This is a genomic window from Pseudomonas sp. KK4, from assembly GCF_001984065.1.
Classification (GTDB): Bacteria; Pseudomonadota; Gammaproteobacteria; order Pseudomonadales; family Pseudomonadaceae; genus Aquipseudomonas.
In genome coordinates, this window is sequence record NZ_LYVP01000029.1 from 14,800 (window position 1) to 37,609 (window position 22,810).

The window sequence follows — 22,810 nt, forward strand, 5'->3', positions numbered from 1 at the left end:
CCACGCTTTCCAATCGCACAACCGATCACACGCTGACTGTTCAGCACAAGGACGTAACTCATGGCACACAGCTCCACACGTTTGCTTCGCCGTCTCAATCCTTATTGCGCCCAGGCCCTGAGTGCGGCGGCTTCGCTGTGCCAGAGCCGCGCCCATGCGCAGATCAGCATCGAGCACTGGCTGCTCAAATTGCTTGAGCAGGGCGAGGGTGACCTGACTCTGATCGCCCGCCGCTATGAGTGGGACATGGATGCGCTGTGGCGTGGTCTGCTCGATCACCTCGACACGCTGCCACGCACCGTGCAGATCAAGCCGCAGCTGTGTGGCAAGTTGCAGACGCTGATCAAGAATGCCTGGCTGCGTGCATCCCTGGATGGCGATGAAAACCTGCGTTCGGCGCACGTGCTCGGCGCGTTGCTGGAGGATCCCGATCTGCTGGCGTGCGATGCAGTCTGGCCGCTGCTCAGTCTCAGTCAGGCTCAGTTGCAGCAGTTGTTTGCATTGCTCGATCAACACTCTGAAGAGCGACCGCAGGTGCAGCAACAAGCCGATTCGTCACTGGCTGCCGAGCCACTGTCAGCTCCGGCATCCGGCGATACCGTGCTGGACAGGTTCACCCAGGACATCACCGCCAAGGCGAGGGCAGGGGGGATCGATCCCGTGTTCGGCCGCGACGATGAGATTCGTCAGGTCATCGACATCCTCAGTCGCCGGCGCAAGAACAACCCGATCCTGGTGGGCGAGCCCGGGGTGGGCAAGACAGCACTGGTCGAAGGCCTGGCCCTGCGCATTGCCGAAGGCAACGTACCGGACAGTCTCAAACCGGTCAGCCTGCGCACCCTCGACCTGGGGCTGTTGCAGGCGGGAGCCGGGGTCAAGGGTGAGTTCGAGCAGCGCCTGAAGAACGTCATCGATGCCGTGCAGCAATCGGCGAGCCCTGTGCTGCTGTTCATCGACGAAGCCCACACCCTGATCGGCGCCGGCAACCAGGCGGGCGGGGCGGACGCGGCGAACCTGCTCAAACCGGCGCTGGCCCGCGGCGAATTGCGCACCATCGCCGCCACTACCTGGAGCGAATACAAGCAGTACTTCGAGCGCGATGCGGCACTGGAGCGGCGTTTCCAGATGGTCAAGGTCGACGAGCCAGACGACCTGCATGCCTGCCTCATGCTGCGCGGGCTCAAGGCCCGCTACGCCAGCCATCATGGCGTGCATATCCAGGATGCGGCGGTGAAGGCGGCGGTCTACCTGTCGCGACGTTACCTGACCGGTCGCCAACTGCCGGACAAAGCCGTCGACCTGCTCGACACCGCCAGCGCCCGGGTGCGCATGAGTCTGGACTGTGAGCCTCAGGTACTGGTTCGACTCAAGGCTCGGCAAGCGGCCGTGGAACTGGAGCGCCAGGCGCTGGAGCAGGATGCGCAGATCTGCGCCAATGATGTCGATGAACCGCTACGGATGCTCGCCGAGCAACACAACGCACTGCATCAGCCGCACATGACGCTGGAGCAGCAATATCGCCAGGAACTCGACCTGACCCGGCAACTGCTGGCCGCGCGGCAGGCTGAACCCCTGTCAGTGCAGGACTGCGCGAAGCTGCAACAACGCCTGACTCAAGTCCAGGGCAACCAACCGCTGCTGTCCCTCGACGTCGACGCCCGCAGCGTCGCCGAAGTGATCGCCGACTGGACCGGCGTACCACTGGGCAGTCTGCTCAAGGATGAACAAGCCGGTTTACTCGCGCTGGAGCAGCAATTGGCGGAGCGCGTCATCGGCCAGGATCATGCTCTGGGCGCAATGGCCCAGCGCCTGCGCGCCGCCAAAACCGGGCTCGCCGATGACCAGGCACCCCTGGGCGTATTCCTGCTGGTGGGCACCAGTGGCGTCGGCAAGACCGAAACCGCCATGGCCCTGGCCGACTGCCTGTTCGGCGGGGAAAAGTCATTGATTACCCTCAACCTGTCGGAGTACCAGGAAGCCCACACCGTCAGCCAACTCAAGGGTTCGCCACCGGGTTACGTCGGTTACGGCCAGGGCGGCGTGCTCACCGAAGCGGTGCGCCAACGCCCCTACAGCGTGGTACTGCTCGACGAAGTGGAAAAAGCCCACCGCGACGTGCTCAACCTGTTCTACCAAGTGTTCGACCGCGGCTTCATGCGCGATGGCGAGGGTTGCGAAATCGACTTTCGCAACACCGTCATCCTCATGACCTCGAACCTGGGCAGCGAAGAACTCCAGGCCGGCCTGCAAGAACTGCCTGAAGCAACCGATCACACCCTCCACGAGTGGCTGCGCCCGATCCTGCGCGAGCACTTTCAACCCGCGTTGCTGGCACGTTTCCAGACCCTGATCTACCGCCCGCTGGACGCCTGCGCACTCAAGCACATCGTCGCGCAAAAACTCGCCAAGGTCGCCCAGCGCCTGCAACGTCATTACAACCTGACCTGCCAGATCGAAGACTCACTCAACGACGCCCTGGTCGCCGCCTGCCTGCTCCCGGACACCGGCGCCCGCAACATCGACAGCCTGCTCAACCAGCAAATATTGCCGGTGCTCAGCCAGCAGCTGCTGCAACGTCAGGCCGCTGCCAGGAAAACCCTCGGCGTGACGTTGGGGTACAGCGATGAACACGGTGTTTGCCTGTCATTCACTGACGCTGGGCAGGCGGCGTCGGCCATGGTCGGGGAGGTTTGAACATGATCAATTCAATGCCAGTTTTTTTCGATCATAGCCACCACAAATTGTGGGTCCGCAATCTTGAGGCCCACCTCGACGTCCTCGCTTTCAAAGGTGAGGAACACCTGAGTCAGCCCTTCACCTACACCGTGGAGTTCACCAGCACCGAACAGGACATCACCGCCGAACAACTGCTGTGCAAGGACGCCAGTTTCAGCCTGTACTCCGCCAAACAACCACCGATTTTCAAGGGGCTGCCCCTTCCGGAGATCACACCGCTGCGCACCCTGCACGGCGTGATCACGGCGTTCAAACGCCTGTCCGCCTCGGTCGACGAAGCGCGTTACGAACTGACCCTGCAACCGCGCCTGGCCTTGCTCGACAAGGGCCGGCAATACCGCATTTTCCAACATCAATCCGTACCGGAAATTGTCGAAAGCATCCTGCGCAGCCGTCACGACTTCGAGTACTGCGACTTCCTGTTCCGCCTGGTACGTGAATACCCCCGTCGCGAACAGGTCATGCAGTACGGCGAAAGCGACTTCGCCTTCATCAACCGCCTGCTGGCCGAAGTGGGTATCTGGTACCGCTTCACCAGCCACGAACGCCTGAACATCGACGTGGTGGAGTTCTGCGACGACCAACGCGGCTACCAGTTCAACGTTGAACTGCCCCACCATTCTCCCGCCGGTCTCAGCAGCAGCGATCAGGACGGCGTGTGGGGCCTGCAATCGAGCCACGCCGTGGTGGAAAAGAACGTCCATTTCCGTGCCTACCACCACCGCGACGCCAAGGCCCACCTCGACAGCAGCGTCGACCAGACCCGCGGTGCCAAAACCACCTACGGCGAGGCCTACCACTACGCCGAACCCTACCGCGAGCTCGGCGACGCCTACGACCAGGACGAAGACCTGAAAAGCGAAAGCGGCTACTTCTACGCCCGCCTGCGCCACGAACGCTACCTCAACGAGCAGACCTACCTGAGCGGCATCAGCAGCAGCGCCAGCCTCGCACCGGGCCAGGTCCTGACCATCACCGGCGGCGCCCCGCAAGCGTTCGCCCCCCGCGCGGTCATCACCCACCTGACCACCCGCGCCGCCCGCGATGCCAGCTTCGAATGCACCTTCGAAGCCATCCCCTACGCCGAGACCGTGTGTTTCCGGCCGCCATTGCTGCCCAAACCGCAAATCGCCGGCACCGTCCCGGCCCGCGTCAGCAGCAACAAGGCCAATGACCCCTACAGCCACATCGACATGGAAGGCCGCTACAAGGTCAACTTCCTGTTCGACCGCGACAACTGGCAACAAGGCCGCGAAAGCATGTGGCTACGCCTGGCCCGACCCTACGCCGGCGACACCCACGGCCAGCATTTTCCACTGATTGCCGGCACCGAAGTGGCCATCGCCTTCGAACAAGGCGATCCCGATCGCCCCTACATCGCCCACGCCCTGCACGACAGCAAACACCCCGACCACGTGACCCTGGCCAGGCGTGACTACAAGCGCAATGTGTTGAGGACGCCGGCGAACAACAAGCTGCGGATGGAAGACACGCGGGGGCAGGAGCACGTCAAGCTCAGTACCGAGTACGGGGGCAAGAGTCAGTTGAATTTGGGGCATCTGGTGGATGCCGAGAAGAAGAAACGCGGGGAAGGGTTTGAACTGCGCACCGATGATTGGGGTTCGATCCGTGGTGGGAAAGGCGTGTTTATCAGCGCCGACAAACAGATCAAAGCTCAGAGCCAGCAACTCGACATGAACGACGCCATCGTTCAGTTGGAAGGTGCACTGTCGTTGGCTCGTTCTCTGGCGCAGGCCGCCCGCAACGGGCTAGTGACACCTGGCGACACCGAGAGCCAAAAACGTCTGAACGATGCCCTCAAGGGTTTGGCAGAGCCCGGCGTCCTGTTGCATGCCCCGGCCGGTGTCGGCGTGCTCAGTCCCAAAGCGGTCTGCGTGGCTTCCGGCACTGAAAGCGTGGGCATCATGGCCGCGCACAACGCCGACATCAGTGCCGGGCGCGACATTACCGGCACCGCCGAGGGCGGCGTCAGCCTGTTTGCGCAAAGCAAAGACCTGCAACTCAAAGCCGCCCACGGCAAGGTCGAACTGCACGCCCAGGACAACCTTTTGCATGCCCTGGGCCAGGCTGGCGTCAAGATCGAAAGTGTCGACGGTCGCGTGGAAATCACCGCCCCGATAGAGGTGTTGCTCAAATGCGGCTCGACCTATCTGTCCCTCAAGGACGGCGTGGCCGAGCTGGCCGCTCCTCCCGGCAATATTTTTCTCAGGGCGATCCACGTGGTGAAGAAGGGCGGGGCGGACGCGAGCACTCCGGCCAGGGCGTTACCGTCGGGCTATTCCGCCGGCTACACCCTGCAAGATGAAGCGGGCGCGCCGATGCCGTTTACCCGTTACCGAATCACCACGCGGCAAGGGGAAGAGTTCAACGGTGTGACGGACAAGGATGGCCACACCATGAGTGTGCATACCTTGTTGCCGGATGGTTTGAAGATCGAGCTCCCCGACAACGCAATCTATGACGAACAGCTTCGCGTCGTTGGCCCGAACGGTGAGGTGGGCAGCGACTTGAAGTATTCGGCCACGCTGGAAGACGGCAGCACGCTCGAGGGCGTGACGGATGCGCAGGGTTACACGCAGCGCATCGTCACTAAAAAGCCCACGCGAATCACCCGGTTGTCACTACTCCCGCCAGAGAACGCAGCGCCCTTTTGCTGCGCAGCCCAAAACGCCCAAGCGCCGTTGGATATTGATCTGACATCCGAAAACATCACCACCCATGACACGGGTGTGGGAAGTTCCGCGCAGAACGTTCCGCTGCCCAAAGGCAAGAAACGTTCACTGACGCCCGGAGAAATCGCCATGGCCAAAACGGTATTTAAAGATGCTGTGGATTACCGAAAGGTCAAAGTACATCACGGCGGATGGTGGTTGTTTTTTGGTTTTCAGAATACGGCTGTAACGCCTAATGGAGAGATGTATTTTCCGGAAAGCACTGAGTACTACAGAGATGATTTTTCAAAGACCGAAAGTGGGCGATATAGGGCTTTGTTCATGCATGAAATGACCCATGTATGGCAATACCAACTAGGTTATCCAGTTAAAAGAGCTGGTATGACGGTTACCAGTCGCGGAGCGGAAGCCTATGAATATGTTTTGACAGAGAGTCGAGTGCTGGCGGATTACAATATGGAGCAGCAAGGTGAGATAATATCTGATTATTATATCATTTGCGTGGAGGAGGAGCCGATGTGGGTCTGGAATGAGAATAATATAAATAATCGTCCTAGTTTGTTTAAATCTGTTTTGAGAAAATTCATAGAAAATCCGGCTGATAAAGACAGTCTTCCGGTATGGAGGTAAAAATGAAGATTTCATTGTATGTGCTCGTCGTTTTGCTTAGCAGTTTTGCCCGTTCCTCAATAGCAACTCCATGGGGTATGGCAGCCAGCGCGACTACTAAAGCTAGTGATGGGCAGTTGTCTATTTGTCTGCCGGACAAGAAGTTGCGTGGTGTAACCCTTCATTCTGTGATTGTAATTGAAAATCAGCGTGGCAAAGGTCATGGTTTGAATATGTGGAAGATTGAGCTTCAAAAAGATGCAGCGCCAATCACGCTGAATCAACGGGATTGTATTCTTTATGGGGCTCAAGTGCCCGGGTATCTAGAATCGGAAACTGCTAAGCCTTTGGAGGTTGGGAGTGTTTATTATGCGCGGGTGAATGTTGATGTTGCTAATGCTACTCGGGTAAGTATTTTGTTTTATGATGTTGTATTTTGTGTCGCACCGCAGAGAGATGGGGGCGTTATCTATCCACAATACAAAATAGATCGGAATGGACGAGAGTTAGATTCACCGTGCTAGATGTCTCTTGTTTTTCAATGTGTTGGCACTATTGGTGGGGCGAAATTGTGGGGTCGTTGAGGTGCGAGGCTCAATGAGGAACGCAAATTAACTTTCTATGCGAAGCAATTGAAGGTCGCTATAGATAGTTGTGACTATCGCTTAACTGAAATTAAGGGATTAAAATGAACGACACTCTTCATCGTACGGATACACTTAACCCATTCAAGGTTGTGACCGGAAGTAAACAGCTCCGGCACTGGATTGAATTCCAACTAGTGGACGAGCAGGGCGAGCCCGTACCCAACATGCCTTATCGGGCGAACAGTGATGCCACCCGTGCTGGCCTTGTTGCCGAATATGTTGGCCAGAGTGATGACCAAGGCGTCATTCGCCTTGAAGGTTTGCACCCGCTCGCCATCGATCTGAAAATCGAGTCCGGTCCGTTGATCGAGCAGATGCAGACTCGTCGCTTACGTGCCGAACGGCCCGAACCACCGCGCCCCGGTGTGGGTGATCGAACACCTTTATATGGTCCTCAGCGCTCAGGGTTTTCGCACATTGAGGAGCAGGCTATTACGGCGGGTCACGGCTACCACTACCTGCGTATTGGCCAGTTGTGCGATCGAAAACCGACGTTCGATCCGCCCTTGGCTGATCCGGATCATCTACCGGAATTCCATTTCCCAGACAGCACCTTCAGCGGATTTACCATATGTGACGATCAACTGGGTCGCCGTCATGTATTGGAGATCTGTCCGTTCCGTGCCTGGTCATTGACATTGCACCACCAGTCAGACTACAGCCTGGTCAATGCCTACAACCTCGGGTTGATGAGCATTTTGGTTTATAGCAAGCATTCAGAGAAACAACTTGGCTCTGTTAAACAACTTTTTGAGCAGCAGTTTCTTGATCTGTCCCGTTCACCACAGGTAGTGGACAACGGCCGAATGATGCCTTGCGTAGTCACTGATGTCCCCTTCAGCGACCGTTACACCGTTGTCAAAGCGCTGGACACAAGGCAGGCAAAGCCTCCCGAAGGAGATACCCAATTTTTTTATGCCATCAATGCAACTCAGGTATTGGTTGCTTGGCGTGGCACGGAGTTGGATGGGATAGCCGATATAGGTACGGATGCTACTTTCCGCCCGGTAAAGCCTGAGGTGCAGGATCTTTGTGAGCCTAAGGCGCCTTGTTCCGACCTTACGCCCGAGGGCAGTGTGCATCTTGGATTTCGCGAGTCGTTTGAACTGGCGATAAGAATTTTTGGCAGGGATCTGGGCGGGACTATTCCTGACGCCGTTGAAGGTAAGGGATTGTTTATCTGTGGCCATAGTCTTGGTGGGGCCCTCAGCCTGGTTCATGCAGCCTCCTTAAAGGAGCAAAACCCACTGCTCTACACATACGGCATGCCGCGGACATTCACTTTGAAAGCCATACAGTGCCTAGGTGATGTACGGCATTTTCGTCATGTCAATGACATTGACCCCGTACCGACTGTTCCACCTGAAGCGGCATTGGACAATTACCTGTATGACGTCTATGGCCCACTCGGCACCACACTGGGGTTTACCTGGTCTTTGCTGCAATTGACTGCCAGCCAACTGTTTCGCCATGGCGACCCTTTCTGTCACCACGGTGAAGTCGCGATGTTCTTCAAGGTAGAACAACATATCCGCCAGCAAGGTTCACAGTACCCAGCCTACCGAAACAAGGATGGGCTTGGAGCGCCGTACTACAACACCATCGCGTATCGCCTTCCCGAAAAAGCCAAACTTTACCTGGTCCCAAGCCTGAGCCCGGAAGACGACCAGCAGTGCAAGGAAGTACAACAACGTCTTACCACTTCGCTGACCGCTGAGAGTCGTGACAAGTTTTTTCCGCGCTTCAGCAATCCCAAGGAAGGTCGGTTCGTGGGCCTCCTCAACCATCTCATGGGGGATTACCAGCCTTACATCTACGGCCAGTTGCTGGAATCAATAAACTCTGAACGCTCGCCGTTGTTAAAACGCCAACTCGAGAGACATAAATTCCAGCAACAAACCAAGGACAACTACACAAACCTTGTCGAGGACGAACTCGAGCGTAATCGGTTGTTTCTCGACTTGCACAGTTTGTTAGATCAGGCCTTGCAGATGACGCATCTGGCCGATGGGGGAACCGAAGCGTTGCAGCGGTTTGACGCTGTAGCCGATCCCTTGGCCTGTTACGAACGAACCTACTGTTAAGCCCGCCAGTGCAGTCCAGGAGCCGACCATGATGAAAAATATATCGGTCTTGTTATCAACGCTTTTTGTCAGTCTTACCGGTTGTGCCAAGGACTACAATCTGGCACCACCGCCAAATAGCGAGTTGGTAACGGTGACAATGAAAGTGCCAAAGGGCTTGGTGGCGGAAAACTTGCAAGTGATCTACCGATCCACCCTTTGCACCTTTAATGATCGTTCCGCATTTGGTGAAGTTTATCGGCGCGATGAGTATCAACGAACTGACATAGAGCCTGTGCGCCAAGGAGAGACTGACCTTTATGTGGCCAAATTGCCGATCAACGGTGGTGGCGCCTGCCAATGGCGATTGAGCAACGTGACCTTCGGCGTGACCTATGACAATCCGGCCCGTTTTGGCGAGAGCGTAACTTATGGCGCAGGCGGCGGAGTCGTGGTGATCTTCGATCACAACAATTCGCCGCGTGGAGGAGCGGATGTCATTGTTGAAGCGGATTTGGCAATTAAGAAGGATTATTACCCGTGGGTAAAAGAAAGCTTTTTAGGAGGATACAAAAAGCAGATCAATCTGGCAGGAGAGGGTGATATTTATTTGATGTATCAAGCCCTGCAAGCCCGGGAGGTGTATTTCGAACCCGTCCTGCACTCTGATTTTTTGGTTAAGTCTGAGGGTACCAAGGTTCATAAAGTAGGCAGTTTCATAAAGTTTACTTATCCGGATGGCACGACCGCGGCAGACGGTCGCTCAAAACCCGACTTTCAAAGGCTCCAAATTATTCGTCAAAACACGGAGAGCAAACTCGAGCGCAATCGGTTGTTTCTCGATTTGCACAGTTTACCAGGTCAGGCCTTACAGAAGACGCTTCGGGCCGATGGGGCAAGCGAAGCGTTGCAATGTTTTAACGCAACAGCCGATTTCCAAGCCTGTTACGAACGAACCTATGGTTAAGCCCGCCAGTGCAGTCAAGGAACCGACCATGATCAAAAGTATATCGATCTTGTTATTAACGCTTTTCATCAGTCTCACCGGTTGTGCCAAGGACTACAGTTTGTCCCCGCCACCAAATAGCAAGTTGATAACGGTGACAATAAAAGTGCCCAAGGGCTTAGTGGCGGAAAACTTGCAAGTGATCTACCGATCCACCCTTTGCACCTTTAGTGATCGTTCCGCATTTGGCGAAGTTTATCAGCGCGATGAGTATCAACGGACTGACATAGAGCCTGTGCGGCAAGGAGAGACAGACCTCTATGTTGCAAAATTGCCGATTGAGGGTGGTGGTGCCTGCCAATGGCGATTGAGCAACGTGACTTTTGGTGTGATCTATGACGATCCGGCTCGTTTTGGCGAGAACGTAACTTATGGTGCAGGCGGCGGAGTCGTGGTGATCTTCGATCACAACAATTCGCCGCGTGGAGGAGCGGATGTCATTGTTGAAGGGGACGTGAAAGTAAAAAAAGATTATTACCCTTGGGTAAGCGAGTCGTTTATCGGAGGCTATAGAAAGAGGGTTAGTTTATTGAGTGAGGGTCATTACTACTTGAGCTATCAAGCAATTCAAGCGCGGGAAGTGTATTTCGAGCCAGTTTTCCACGATGGCTTTCTGGTTAGCTCGGTTGGGCCGAAAGAAAAGAAAAAAGGTAACTACGCAGTTTTTACCTATTCCGACGGAAGTGTCGAATCTGTGCCACGTGCCAAACCAAGCATTCAAAAAATTCAGGCTATTCGCCTATCCTTGGAAAGTGAGAAATAGTGCTTTTCGACTGTTATTGCTGATTGAGGTATTCGGCTTCAATTTGTCGTGTTTGTGAAGTTTATGTGTATTGCTTTTTATGGGGCGACTAATGGTCGCTGTTTTTTTCGTATATCGATTTGTCTTCGATACACAAAGTTGGAGTTTATTAGTATGTCTCAAGGATTTGTATTGTTAGGTGACAACACCTCCCACGGCGGAATAGTCATTTGCGCCTCATCAACAACTATCGTACGGGGTAAACCGGTGGCACTGGTGGGCGATGAGGTCAATTGCCCGATACCCGGCCACGGGATTAATCCGATTGTCGAAGGTTGCGAAGACTGGTCGGAAGATGACCGTGCAATGGTGGTCAATGGCTGTCGCAGTGCGTGCGGTTGCCAACTGATCTCCAGCGCTCCCGATTGCGCGGTGGGTTGAACCATGGGCTGGGTTCGTCAGACACCCGAAGCGGTGAAAGCTCCCGCACCCATTGCGTTGAGTCGATGGGTATTGGCGGCAGGTGTGGCCTTGCTGGTCGGTGTGCTGTTGTTCTTGATGCATGCCGCCGAGCGACTGCCTCCATTGCAGGCGCTGAACATCTGGGTGTTGGCGGGCCTGCCGTTGCTCATTTGGTTACTGATGTTCAGTGGTCGTGCCTACGTCTATGGCTCGGCTCTGAGTCATCACCAGTTTCTGGAGGAGGAGGCGCTCAATGCGCAGCACTCCTGGCAAGACTGGGCGCAGCGTTCTCTGGCGGTACACGGCAATTGTGTATTGCTGCCGGATCAAGTGTCCGCCCCCGTTCTTTTTCAGTCTAGCGCTGACGTGCCCCCTCGTACCGGACAGGCCCGACGTATTTCTGCGCTGCCTGCGGATGGCGATCGGGCGCAAGCAGGACTGCGCTTGCTGGTCCCGCCGCTGTCGACAGCTCTTCAGGCATTGCCGTCAAAGCAGGAACTGCGGGTCACTTTGTTAAGTGATATCGAACCCGGCCAGTACGACGCATTGCGCAATGCCTGGCAGCAGATCTGGGCGAGCGAAACAAATATGCCGCAGCCGACGGCGGTCACTCTGATTGATGAGTTGTCCTTCCAGTGGATCGAAGAGTTGCTCAAGAGCGGTAGCGCTGCTGTTGAGTTGATCCTGGTGTTGCAGGTTAACGGCCAAGGGGCTTACTCGGACGGGTTGGCAGCGCTGTTGCTGTGTCCAGACAAGCTCGCTTGCGCTTGGGATCTACCGGTGATGGCGCGGCTATTGCGCCCGATGCCGTTGGACGTCGCCACGTTGCAGAGCGAATTTGCGCTGTTCCTGCAAACACAGACCACCGCCCGCGATGCCTCAGGAGTGTTGGCAGACGGTGCTGATTGGCAACCTGCGATCAACCAGATCCTTGCCATCGGCGCCCATAGTGTTTCGTTGAAGGTAGAGCAGCAGTGGGTACAGGAACACCTGTGCGGCATTGCGGGGCCATTCAGCCACTGGCTGGTGGCTGCACTTGGAGTGGAAATGGCTCGGCTTGAACGGCGGCCTCTGGTGTTGTTGGCCAAAGAGAAATCACAGCGTTGGATCAGCACCGTGAGCAAAAGGGAGGTGGCATGAAGAATTTAAGCAACAGGTGGCGACGCGGTGGCGCGGCGGTTTGGATTATTGCGCTTTTGGCGTTACTGGCATGGGCGATTTGGGGGTATGGCGACCAGATAGGGTTGGTGGAAAAACATCGCAAGGTGTTGGCTTTTTTACTGATCGTCGCCATCGCCATGGTGGGACATCTGAACCCCCGCCTGTTGATGTATCTCAAACGGCAAAGTCACCGTGAACAGGGCGCGGCCAACAACGTCTATCCCCGTGCAGATGCGAATCCCGTGCTGCCGAAAAAGCCCGCCTTCTCGCTATCTGAATTGCAGGATTATCTACGCGAAAATCACGGCCTCTTCTGGCGGTTCAAAGTCCGCCTGCTGCTGGTGGTCGGTGAAGAACCACAGATCGACGCCATCGCCCCCAGCCTGAAAGACAAATACTGGCTGGCCGGGCACGACACCATTCTGCTGTGGGGCGGCAGCACCCAAAGCAAGTTTCATGAAGGCCGCGTCGCCCCATGGCAAGGCCTGAGCCGCTGGCGTGCGCTCGACGGCGTGGTCTGGGCGCTGACCTCAGAACAAAGCGCCGATACCCGGGCCATGGACGAAGGCGTCCGTCACTTGAAAGACCTCGCCCGCCAGTTGCACTGGCAGTTGCCGCTGCACCTGTGGCAGGTGTGCGACAGCCCATGGGAACAGGATAAGCGGCAAACCCAGTCAGTCGGTTGTCTGTTGCCGTCCGCCGTCACGCCGCTGGAGGTGGAGAACGGTCTGGAAAGTCTGGTGCAGCCGCTGCGTAGCGGCGGCTGGGCGCAGATAGGCAAGGTCAAGGGGCATGACTTTCTGCTGCGTCTGTCCCGGGATTTACAGAGCGAAGGCATTGCCCGTTGGCGGCAGGCGCTTGCGCCGTTGTTCCGGGTATTTGCCCGAGGCGTTCCATTGCGCGGGTTGTGGTTCAGCCTGCCGTTGCAAGCCGCCCCGGACAATAAATTCAACCTCTGGCACGCCACGCCACCCTGGGAAGGCGTGCTCGGTGACAAGAAAATCCGCCATCGCCGCCTGGGCTGGGGCATGCCGAGTATCGTCTATGCGTGCACCCTGGGCCTGATGCTGCTGTGGGGCGCCGGGCTGTTGCTGTCGTACGCCACCAACCGCGTACACATCGCCGAGGTTCAAACCGCGCTGGCGGCCCTCGATCAGGCACAAAGCCCTGACGAGCAGTTCCTCGCACTCAACGAGCTGACCCGTGAACTCGGGCGCCTCGACTACCGCGCCAAGCACGGCGCGCCCTGGTACCAGAGCTTCGGCCTGAACCGCAACGAGCAGTTGCTGGCAACCCTCTGGCCGCGCTATGTCGAAGCCAACACCCGCCTGATGCGCGACCCGGCGGTGGCCAATCTGGAACGCCAATTCACCGCCCTGATCAACCTGCCTCCCGCCAGCCCGCTACGCGCCGAACGTGCCCCGGCAGCCCATGCGCAACTCAAGGCGTACCTGATGCTGGCCCGCCCGGAAAAGGCCGATCCGGTATTCCTGGGTAAAGCCTTGACCGACGCCGAACCCCTGCGCGACGGCATTTCCCCGGGCCTCTGGCAAACCCTGTCGCCCAGCCTCTGGCAGTTCTACGCCGAGCAGTTGGTTGAGCATCCCGAGTGGTGGATCCAGTCCGACCCTCGGCTGATCACCCAAACCCGGCAGGTGCTGCTCGGCCAACTGGGCCAGCGCAACGCCGAAACCAGCCTGTATCAAAAGGTCCTCGACGACACTGCCAACCACTACCCGGCGTTGGGCCTGCAACAATTGGTCGGCGACACCGATGCCCGGGCGCTGTTTTCCACTGATGCCAGCATCCCCGGCGTGTTCACCCGTCAAGCCTGGGAAGGGCAGGTGCGCCAGGCCATCGACGCCATCGCCGAGGCGCGTCGCGAAGAGATCGACTGGGTGCTCAGCGACCAGCAGCACGAGATCGCCGCCGAGCTGACCCCGGATGAACTCAAGGCGCACCTCACCGAACGCTACTTCCAGGACTATGCCAACGCCTGGCTGGGTTTCCTCAACGGCCTGCGCTGGCAACCGGTGAACAGCCTCGGCGAGGTGATCGATCAACTGACGCTGATGAGCGATGTACGCCAGTCGCCACTGATCGCGCTGATGAACACCCTGAGCTATCAAGGCCAGGCCGGCACACGGGGGCAGGGCTTGACCGATTCGCTGGTCAAGTCGGCGCAAAAGCTGATCGCTCAGGACCAAGTGAAGCTGATCGAGCAGATGACAACCTCAAGCAGCCCGCTGGACGCCACTTTTGGTCCGTTGCTAAGCCTGCTAGGCAAGGACCCCGAAGGCCAGAACGACACCGACCGCCTGACCCTGCAAGCCTTCCTCAACCGCGTCACCCGCGTGCGCCTGAAACTGCAACAAGTCAGCAACGCGACCAACCCCCAAGCCATGACCCAGGCCCTGGCGCAAAGCGTATTTCAGGGCCAAAACGTCGACCTCACCGACACCCAGTCCTACGGCAGTCTGGTCGCCGCCAGCCTCGGCGCCGAGTGGGACGGCATCGGCCACACCCTGTTCGTGCAGCCACTTGAACAAGCCTGGCAACGGGTGCTGCAACCCTCGACGGCCGGCCTCAACAGCCAGTGGCAACGCTCGATCGTCAACGATTGGCACGGCGCTTTCGCCGGTCGCTATCCGTTCGCCGCCACTGCCAGCGGTGCATCCTTGCCCATGCTGGGGCAGATGATCCGCGCCGACTCCGGGCGCATCGAACAGTTCTTGCAACAGCAGCTGGGCGGTGTATTACGTAAGGAAGGCAGCCGCTGGGTCGCCGACTCGCGGCACAGCCAGGGCCTGCGTTTCAATCCGCAGTTCCTCACCGCGATCAATCAGCTCAGCCATCTGGCCGACGTGCTCTACACCGACGGCGGCATGGGCATCAGCTTCGAATTGCGCGGCAAACCGGTGCGCGACGTGGTGCAGACCACCTTCATCCTCAACGGCGAAAAGCACGAATACTTCAACCAGAAGGAACGCTGGCAGCGCTTCAAATGGCCCGGTTTCACTAGCCATCCAGGCACGCGCCTGAGCTGGACCAGCGTGCGCGCCAACGAACGGCTGTACGGCGATTTCGAGGGCACTTGGGGCCTGATCCGTCTGTTGGAACAAGCCCAGGTCACGCCACTCAACGACAGCCACAGCCAATATCGCCTGCAACTGAAGGCACCAGATGGCATCGACCTGACCTGGAACCTGCGCACGGAACTGGGGGCAGGGCCGTTGGCGCTGCTCAAGTTGCGCGACTTCAAGTTGCCCAAGCAGATCTTCCTCGGTGAAAACGAAGCAGCCGTGGCGAAAAACCGGAGTTTCCAATGAACCTGCGCGCCCTGATCGCCCGCTGCCTCGGCGAGCGCGATGCCGTCACCCTGGCTCACTCACAGTTGGAGCAATGGCAACCCTGGCTACTGCCGATCAGCGAGGCGTCGCCCGTGGGTGAAGACCCAGGCTACGACGATGACTTCCAGCACATGCGAGAGGAGGTCAACAAGCTGTCCGGGGCGGATGTCGACCTGGTGATTCAACTGGCGGAAAAGTTGCTCACCCAGCGCTGCAAGGATCTGCGTGTTGCCACCTATTACTTGTGGGCGCGCTTGCAAAAGGACGGGGAGGCGGGGCTGGCCGATGGCTTGAGTCTGCTCGCGGCCCTGATGGAGCGCTATGCCGGTGGAGTTCTGCCGGTGCGGCCCAATAGCCGCAAGTTGGCGCTGGAATGGCTCACCAGCGGCAAGGTGCTGGACTGCCTGTCGCTGTATCCGGAAGTGGTCAAGGACGAGGCGGAGCGCACGGTGGCTGCATTGGCCTGGCTGGAGCGTGGGCTGGACGCTTGGCCGCAGGATCAGCGCCCGGAGCTGGGCGCGTTGTATGGCGCCTTGTCCGCCCGTCTGGCGCAGTCCGGCGGAGTGGATGCGCTGGTGCCGCAGAACAGCGCCAGTCATGACAGCAATGCGCAATCGACCGCACCCGGTTCAACGGCAATCAAGTCCGGGCGTGATTTGCTGGACACCGGCCGTGCACTCGCCGGGTACTTGCGCGAGAAACCCCAAGGCTTGCTGGCGGCGCATCGACTGATGAAAAGCCTGCGTTGGGACACCGTGCATCAGGCACCACCCCACGACGCAAACGGAATCACCCGCCTGGCACCGCCCCGTGGCGAATACCGGGCGCAGCTCAAGCGGCTGCATCTGCAACAGAGCTGGAGCGAGCTGCTCGACCAGGTCGAGCGGGTGTTCGCGGAGGGTGTGAATCATTTCTGGCTGGATCTGCAGTGGTACGCCTGTCAGGCGCTGAGCAAGCAACCGGCGCCCCAGGATGGCTGGGCCGATATCGTCAAGCGTGATCTGGGCATGTTCATTGAACGGCTGCCGGGCCTGGAGCACTTGCGCTGGAGCGACGGCACACCGATGGCCGATGAGGCCACCCTTGAATGGATCGCCCGCCAGGTCAGTGGCAATCACCCGCAGCAGTGGCTGCCTGCGCCGTCCGCCGCGCCGGCAGGTACGAATACCGACATCCTGTCGCTGCAGAGCGAAGCCCTGGCGCAGGCCGACTGCAAGGGCGTCGAGTCAGCACTGGCCTGGCTGGCGGAACGCCCCGGCATCCACACCGGCCGCGAGCGCTGGCTGCTGCAGTTGCTGATGGCACGGGTGGCCGAGCAATACGGCAAGAACGACTTGGCCCTGCATCTGTTGGGTGAGCTGGACGCCAAGGCTCAGCACCACGGGCTGGCGGCGTGGGAGCCGCAACTCGGGTTCGAGGTCAAGGCTCGCCTGCTCAAGCTCTTGCGTCTCAAAGCGCAACGCAACGACGCCGACAAAACCACCCTGAACCGGCGCATGGAGGCGCTGTTGGCTGCACTGGTGGCCATCGATCCAATACGCGCCGCAGTGCTTTGCGGCTGAACATCATTTCAAAAGGATTTCAACCATGAGCAAGGACAATCCGACGCTGCATTACTTCGACGCCGAGATGCGCTACCTGCGTGAGGCCGGCCGGGAGTTCGCCGAGGCCTTTCCCGATCGTGCGGCGTACCTGAACCTGGACAAGCCGGGTGCGACCGATCCCTATGTGGAACGTCTTTTCGAGGGCTTTGCCTTCCTGATGGGACGCTTGCGCGAAAAGCTCGACGATGACCTGCCGGAGTTGACCGAGGGGTTGGTCAGTCTGTTGTGGCCGCATTATCTGCGTACCATCCCGTCACTCTCCATTGTCGAGCTGGCGCCGGCGATCGATGAGATGAAACAGAGCGAAACAATCCCGACCGGCTTCGAAGTGCTGTCGCAGCCCATCGGCCCGCAGCAGACTCGTTGCCAATACACCACGACCCAAGACCTGACACTGCGGCCATTGGCCCTGGAAACTGTGCGCCTGGATCACGAGCCGGACGGGCGTTCATTGCTGCGACTGCGCTTCGCCCGTGGGGCCATGGCCACCTGGAGCGAGATCGACCTCAGCCGTTTGCCGCTGTACCTGAGTGCCGACGCGCCGCTGGCCAGTGCACTGCATCAGGCACTGACCCTCAATGCGCAAGCCATGTATGTGCGAGTGCCCGGCCAGTTGGATCGGTATCCGTTAGATGGACGTTTCAAAGCCAAGGGCTTCGCCGATGAGGACCGCTTGTGGCCCAAGGGTGACAGCGCCTTCAGTGGCTACCAGCTGCTGCTGGAGTATTTCACCTTCCGCGAGAAGTTCATGTTCGTGACCCTGTGTGGGCTGGAACATCTGAACCTGGCGCCGGGCACAGACTGGTTCGAACTGGAAGTGGTGCTGCGCGAGCCGTGGCCCCAAGCGTTCAACCTGAGTGCCGAGCACATCCGCCTGCATTCGGTACCGGTGATCAATCTGTTTACGCTCGATTCCGACCCGCTGCTCCTGACACCTTTGCAGACCGATTACCTGCTACGACCCATGCGCTTGCAGGACGGGCACACCGAGATCTACTCGGTGGACCGTGTCACCGCATCGAAAAACGCAGAGCGCCACGACTATGTGCCCTTCAGCAGTTTCCGCCACAAGGGTGGCATGTTGCGCGACGAGGCGCCGGAACGTTACTTCCATACGCGGTTGAAGCAAGGTGCCAATGGCCTGCATGACACCTGGCTGATCCTCGGCGGCGAAGGCTTCGACAAGGACCTGCTGGAGCACAGTCAAAACCTGTCCCTGCGCTTGACCGGCACCAACGGCCAGCTGCCGCGTAAAGCATTGCAAAGCACTTTGCTCGACGCGCAGGTGAATGCGTCCGATACCAGCGTGCGCGTACGCAATCTCTGCGCCCCCACCTTGCCTTGCTACCCCCCCAACCGCGACCGCTTCCACTGGCGCGTCCTCAGCCACCTGGGCTCCAACTTTCTGCCCATGCTCGACAACGCCGAGGTCCTGCGCGGCACCCTGGCGCTCTACGACTGGACCGGCAGCGAACTCAACCGGCGTCGACTGGCGGCAATCATCGAGGTCAAGCACCACCTTATTCAGCGCTTTGAAAAGGGTTTTCTGCTACGCGGCGTGGACATCGAAGTCACCCTGGACAGCAACGGCTTTTGCGGCGAGGGCGATATCAGCCTGTTCGGCGAAATGCTCAATCGCTTTTTCGAGTTGTACGCCGACATTCATCTGTTCAACCAGCTCACGCTGGTCCTTCAACCTACTGGAAAGTGCCTGCGATGGAACGAGAACCACAGTCAGCGTATTCCCGGCTGACCGCCAGCGGAGTGCTCCAGGCGCTGGAAGGGCGAGTGGCCGAGGCCAATCTGTACCGCTTCTGCCAATTGCTGGAGCAGGCAACGCCGGATCACCCGCCACTGGGCAGCACTACGCACCCGGCGGACGACCCGGTACGTTTTCGGCCCGACCCGGGGATGGGCTTTCCCGTGAGCGAACTCAAGGCCATCGAATTTGACGAACGTCAGCCGCAGCGACCGGCCACGGTACGCACGCGTCTGCTGGGTTTGTATGGCGTGGATTCGCCGTTGCCGACGACTTTTCTCGACGATATCGCCCAGCGCCGGGAAGGCCATGAAGCGCTGGAAGCCTTCCTCGATATGTTCAATCACCGGATCTTCACCCAGTTCTATCGGATCTGGCGCAAGTACTCGTACCCGGCCACCTTCGAAGCGGGCGCCATCGATGCGACCTCGCAATGCTTGCTAGGCCTGATCGGTTTGGGGATTCCGGGCACGGCCGAGCGCATCGCCACGCCGATTTCGCGGTTCCTGGCGCTGCTCAGCGTGATGCGCCTGCCGACCCGCAATGCCGAGGGCATCACCTCGCTGGTGACACTGCTCGCTCCCAATACCCAAGCGAAGGTGAGGGCGCACTGGCCGCAGACAGTTGTCCTCACGCAGCCGGCCAGCCTGTCCACGCAACATCCGGTGGGTTTGTCCCAGGGCACACCATTGGGGCCGGTCGGCTACGACGTCAACAGTCAGTTGCAGTTGGCGCTGTACACCCATGATCTCGACGAAGCACGGGGCTGGTTGCCGGGCGGCCAGATTCACAAGGACCTGCTGGTATTGCTGCGGGTGTACCTGGGCTGGCGTTGCACCGCCAGGCTGCAATTGTCCCTGCCGGTACGCAGCTTGCCGCCACCGGTGCTGGGCACTACGCCGGTATTGCTTGGCATGACCGGCCTGTTGGGGCTCGGAGGTGACGCCTGGCAGGACACGCAAGGCGACACTGTCACCCTCAACCTGGGCCGCTACCAAGGCCTTGAAACCACTCCCATCGACAAGGACATTCACCATGTCTCGTTCAGTTAAACATTGCGTGACGGTCGCAGCCCTCGGCGCACTGCTCACCGGCTGCGGACTGACCCAATCCATAAGCGACTCCACCGCCTCGACCACCCAGGCGATTTTCTACAAACAGGTGAAAACCCTGCACCTGGACTTCAGTGCACGGGCAGGGATGAACACCCATTTGCAGGACATGAACGCCCTGTCGGTGCCGACGCTGGTGCGGGTGTATCAACTGCGTGACGGCAAAGCGCTGGAGAGGGCTAGCTACGACAGCCTGCTCGGCGATGACGACAGCGTGCTGCGCAGCGACCTGCTGGACACGCGCACCCTGGTGGTCAAGCCCGGTGAAGGCGCGCAACTGAGTGTGCCGATGGACAAGGAGGCCAAGGTCGTTTCGGTGGTCGCGCTGTTTCGCCAACCGGATACCCACCTCAACAACTGGCGGCTGACCCTGACCCGCGATGACCTCAACCCGGACCGGGCGCGGGTCGTCGAGTTGGGCGATAACCGTCTGACCTTGCGTGCATTGGCCAAGGAGTAACCCATGCCCGATTTGAGCCCGTCACTCTACGAAACCCTGTTGCAGACCTTCGATGGCGGCCTGGACCTGCATCAAGTCAACGAAGAGGACCAGCACACCTTGTCAGTACTGGACAACGTGCAACGCATCCTCAATAGCCGTGCCGGCGCACTGTCCCATCTGCCCGATTACGGACTTCCTGACATGGGCGTGATCCTGCAAGGCCTGCCTGGCACGGCCCACGGAATGATGGCGACCATGGAAAAAACCCTGCTCAAGTACGAACCCCGGTTGGCAAGCATCAGCATCGAGCTGCTGGAGCAGGTGCAGCCGGGGCATCTGGAGTTCGGGCTTCAAGCGCAGCTCAAAAGCGGCCAGCGGGTGAGTTTCGGCACCACCGTAGCGGCCGAAGGCAAGGTGCTGGTGCGTCATCTGAAACGCCAGCAATGGCTGTCTTGATCGAATGAGTGAAGCAAGGGAGGCAGGATGACAGGGTTATTTGAAATGCGGATTGAAGTGGGCGGCGATCCCCGGGAATTCGCCGAGTACGCGGCGCTGCAGGCGGAACTGACCAAGCTCAGCCACCCGGCGTGCCCGGACGTGGACTGGTACAGGGTCGAGCAGTTGTGCCTGACGCTGTTCCAGCGCAACGGGGCGGATTTGCATTCGGTGGCGGCCTTCGTCCTGGCGCGCAGCCAATGCCAGGGACCGCAAGCAATGGCCCAGGGCATGGCACTGCTGGATGCTCTGGGCGTTGAATGGTCGAGCCTGTGGCCACCCATGCCATCGGCGCGAATGGACATCCTGGCCTGGCTCTTCGCACAGTTGCAATCGTTGCTGCGCAGCCTGCCGCTCAATGCTCAGAGTGTGCCTGCCTTGGTCGATCTGGACGACGAGTTACTGCGTGTGCAGCTACGTTTGGATCACCAGTTGCCGGCTCCTCTGGTGACATTGCAGGCCCTGCGTCACCAGGTCGAAGGCCTGATCCAGCGTTTGCAACGCAACACTGCATCGAACGGCGCGGTGCAACTGTCGATGAGCAGCCCGATGCCGTCCCCCATGCCGTACCCTGTGACGCCCGTAATCATCTGGCCGAGTCGCCCGATGCCGGTCATCCAGCCGAAGAGACGACGTGGCGCTCTATGGGCATTCACCGCGCCAGCCCTGTTCCTGCTGGCAGGAGGGGTGTGGTGGGGCATTGCTGCGAACAGTCAGGATGTACAGCAATTGGTGGGGCTTTTCCCGCAGGACAAGACGCTCCCCGCACCCGTGCGCCTGGACAGCCTGGCCCTGTTCGACGCCGGCAGCGCCGAACTCAAGCCCGGTTCGACCAAGGTCCTGATCAATGCGCTGGTCGACATCAAGGCTCAGCCCGGCTGGTTGATCGTCATCAGCGGGCATTCGGATGATCGAGGCAGCCCTGGGCAAAACCTTGAGCTGTCCCAGGCTCGAGCCCTGGCGGTACGCGGCTGGATGCAGCGCATGGGTGACATCCCCGACAGTTGTTTTGCCGTCCAGGGCCTGGCCGACAGTCAACCCATCGCCAGCAATGACTCGCCACTCGGACGCGCAGCGAACCGTCGAGTCGACATCCACCTGATGCCGCAAGCGGGAGCGTGCGTACAGCCTGTCTGAGGGCGAGGCCGGCGCCGATAGCAACCATTCATTTGCTCGATATCTATCATTAAAGAATGCAAGTTCTGTTTTTCTGTCATAGGAGGAGGATAGCGTTATACCGAGCTCGCCTTTGAAGGAATCAGCGCGATGAGAATTTCGACCCTGTTGGCGTTTGTCGCCGTGTTCAGCGCCAGCCTTGCCGTTACCGCACCGGCCAATGCGGCCGATCCGTCCTGCCGTTTGCTGCCGATTACCGACAGCGCCGTCAGTTTGCAGCAGGCCAGAACGGTAGCGGTGCTCTACAGCGAAAACACCCTCAACACCCAGCAGTACCTGGAGAGCTACCACTCTGTGGCGGTGAACGGTGCAAAGAACCCGCAGATGGATGCGCGAATCGCCAAGGCCTTCGTCGACAGTTCCGACCCGCAGCGGGCGATCAATTGGTTGATGGGGTCGTTGCAGAAGCAATTCACATCGGTGACGGTCTACGACAACCTCGACGCGGCGGTGCAAGCGCACCCGGATGTGGTGGTGATGCTCGACACCTTCAGCCGCCTTGTGTCCAAGCGCAACAATCAGGTCGAAGCGCGTTTCATGGCCAAGTTCTACGATGCCAACCTGCAGTACATCGGCCAGGCCGAAGGCTCACGGACCCAGCAGATGCCGTCGGTGTGGGTACACGGCAAAGCCGCACCGCAGATCGCCGCGCAGATCGATCAGCAAACCCAATTGCAGGTGGATGCCCTCAAACAGTTCGATGCATCCTTGAAAGCACTGGTAACCGCCGGCCAGGTGGCCCACTTGTAGGAG

General features: G+C 59.0%; 16 protein-coding genes. All 16 read left to right on the plus strand.

Annotated elements, in window-relative coordinates:
- The first annotated feature begins 60 nt into the window (after window positions 1–60).
- Window positions 61–2,694 (plus strand): type VI secretion system ATPase TssH, encoded by a 2,634-nt coding sequence (gene tssH, locus B0W55_RS12585; RefSeq protein ID WP_077046319.1) that lies wholly within the window; start codon window positions 61–63, stop codon window positions 2,692–2,694.
- Window positions 2,695–2,696: 2 nt separating this feature from the next.
- Window positions 2,697–6,059 carry a type VI secretion system Vgr family protein gene (locus tag B0W55_RS12590; RefSeq protein ID WP_077046320.1) on the plus strand — a complete coding sequence of 1,121 codons (3,363 nt, stop codon included), beginning with the start codon at window positions 2,697–2,699 and terminating at the stop codon, window positions 6,057–6,059.
- Between the two features lie 2 nt (window positions 6,060–6,061).
- Complete coding sequence (locus tag B0W55_RS29940; RefSeq protein ID WP_139340905.1) at window positions 6,062–6,562, plus strand: hypothetical protein; 501 nt, start codon at window positions 6,062–6,064, stop codon at window positions 6,560–6,562.
- A 164-nt stretch (window positions 6,563–6,726) separates the two neighbouring features.
- Window positions 6,727–8,769, plus strand: coding sequence for a lipase family protein (locus B0W55_RS12595; RefSeq protein WP_077046321.1), 2,043 nt, complete (start codon window positions 6,727–6,729; stop codon window positions 8,767–8,769).
- 28 nt (window positions 8,770–8,797) lie between these two features.
- Complete coding sequence (locus tag B0W55_RS12600; RefSeq protein ID WP_077046322.1) at window positions 8,798–9,715, plus strand: hypothetical protein; 918 nt, start codon at window positions 8,798–8,800, stop codon at window positions 9,713–9,715.
- 28 nt (window positions 9,716–9,743) lie between these two features.
- Window positions 9,744–10,517, plus strand: a complete 774-nt coding sequence (locus B0W55_RS12605; protein WP_077046323.1) for a hypothetical protein — start codon at window positions 9,744–9,746, stop codon at window positions 10,515–10,517.
- A gap of 153 nt (window positions 10,518–10,670) precedes the next feature.
- Entirely contained in the window at window positions 10,671–10,937 is a 267-nt protein-coding gene (locus B0W55_RS12610; protein ID WP_077046324.1) for a PAAR domain-containing protein, read from the plus strand.
- A gap of 3 nt (window positions 10,938–10,940) precedes the next feature.
- A complete protein-coding gene (locus tag B0W55_RS12615; RefSeq protein ID WP_077046325.1) occupies window positions 10,941–12,098 on the plus strand; it encodes a hypothetical protein in 1,158 nt (385 codons plus the stop codon).
- Complete coding sequence (locus tag B0W55_RS12620; protein WP_083743183.1) at window positions 12,095–15,448, plus strand: ImcF-related family protein; 3,354 nt, start codon at window positions 12,095–12,097, stop codon at window positions 15,446–15,448. Before B0W55_RS12615 ends, B0W55_RS12620 begins: the two co-directional genes overlap by 4 nt.
- A complete protein-coding gene (gene tssA, locus B0W55_RS12625; RefSeq protein ID WP_077046326.1) occupies window positions 15,445–17,031 on the plus strand; it encodes a type VI secretion system protein TssA in 1,587 nt (528 codons plus the stop codon). Before B0W55_RS12620 ends, tssA begins: the two co-directional genes overlap by 4 nt.
- Window positions 17,032–17,056: 25 nt before the next feature.
- On the plus strand, window positions 17,057–18,826 hold the full coding sequence (gene tssF / locus B0W55_RS12630; protein ID WP_077046327.1) for a type VI secretion system baseplate subunit TssF: 1,770 nt from the start codon (window positions 17,057–17,059) through the stop codon (window positions 18,824–18,826).
- The gene (tssG, locus tag B0W55_RS12635; protein WP_077046328.1) at window positions 18,790–19,884 is read left to right on the plus strand and encodes a type VI secretion system baseplate subunit TssG; all 1,095 of its coding nucleotides are present in this window, start codon (window positions 18,790–18,792) and stop codon (window positions 19,882–19,884) included. Before tssF ends, tssG begins: the two co-directional genes overlap by 37 nt.
- Window positions 19,868–20,404: a type VI secretion system lipoprotein TssJ gene (gene tssJ / locus B0W55_RS12640; protein WP_077046329.1), complete on the plus strand. Its 537-nt coding sequence runs from the start codon at window positions 19,868–19,870 to the stop codon at window positions 20,402–20,404. Before tssG ends, tssJ begins: the two co-directional genes overlap by 17 nt.
- Before the next feature lie 3 nt (window positions 20,405–20,407).
- On the plus strand, window positions 20,408–20,842 hold the full coding sequence (gene tssE / locus B0W55_RS12645; RefSeq protein WP_077046330.1) for a type VI secretion system baseplate subunit TssE: 435 nt from the start codon (window positions 20,408–20,410) through the stop codon (window positions 20,840–20,842).
- A gap of 27 nt (window positions 20,843–20,869) precedes the next feature.
- Window positions 20,870–22,018, plus strand: a complete 1,149-nt coding sequence (locus tag B0W55_RS12650) for an OmpA family protein (RefSeq protein WP_077046331.1) — start codon at window positions 20,870–20,872, stop codon at window positions 22,016–22,018.
- 129 nt (window positions 22,019–22,147) lie between these two features.
- Window positions 22,148–22,807: an ATPase gene (locus B0W55_RS12655; protein WP_077046332.1), complete on the plus strand. Its 660-nt coding sequence runs from the start codon at window positions 22,148–22,150 to the stop codon at window positions 22,805–22,807.
- Window positions 22,808–22,810 lie beyond the last annotated feature (3 nt).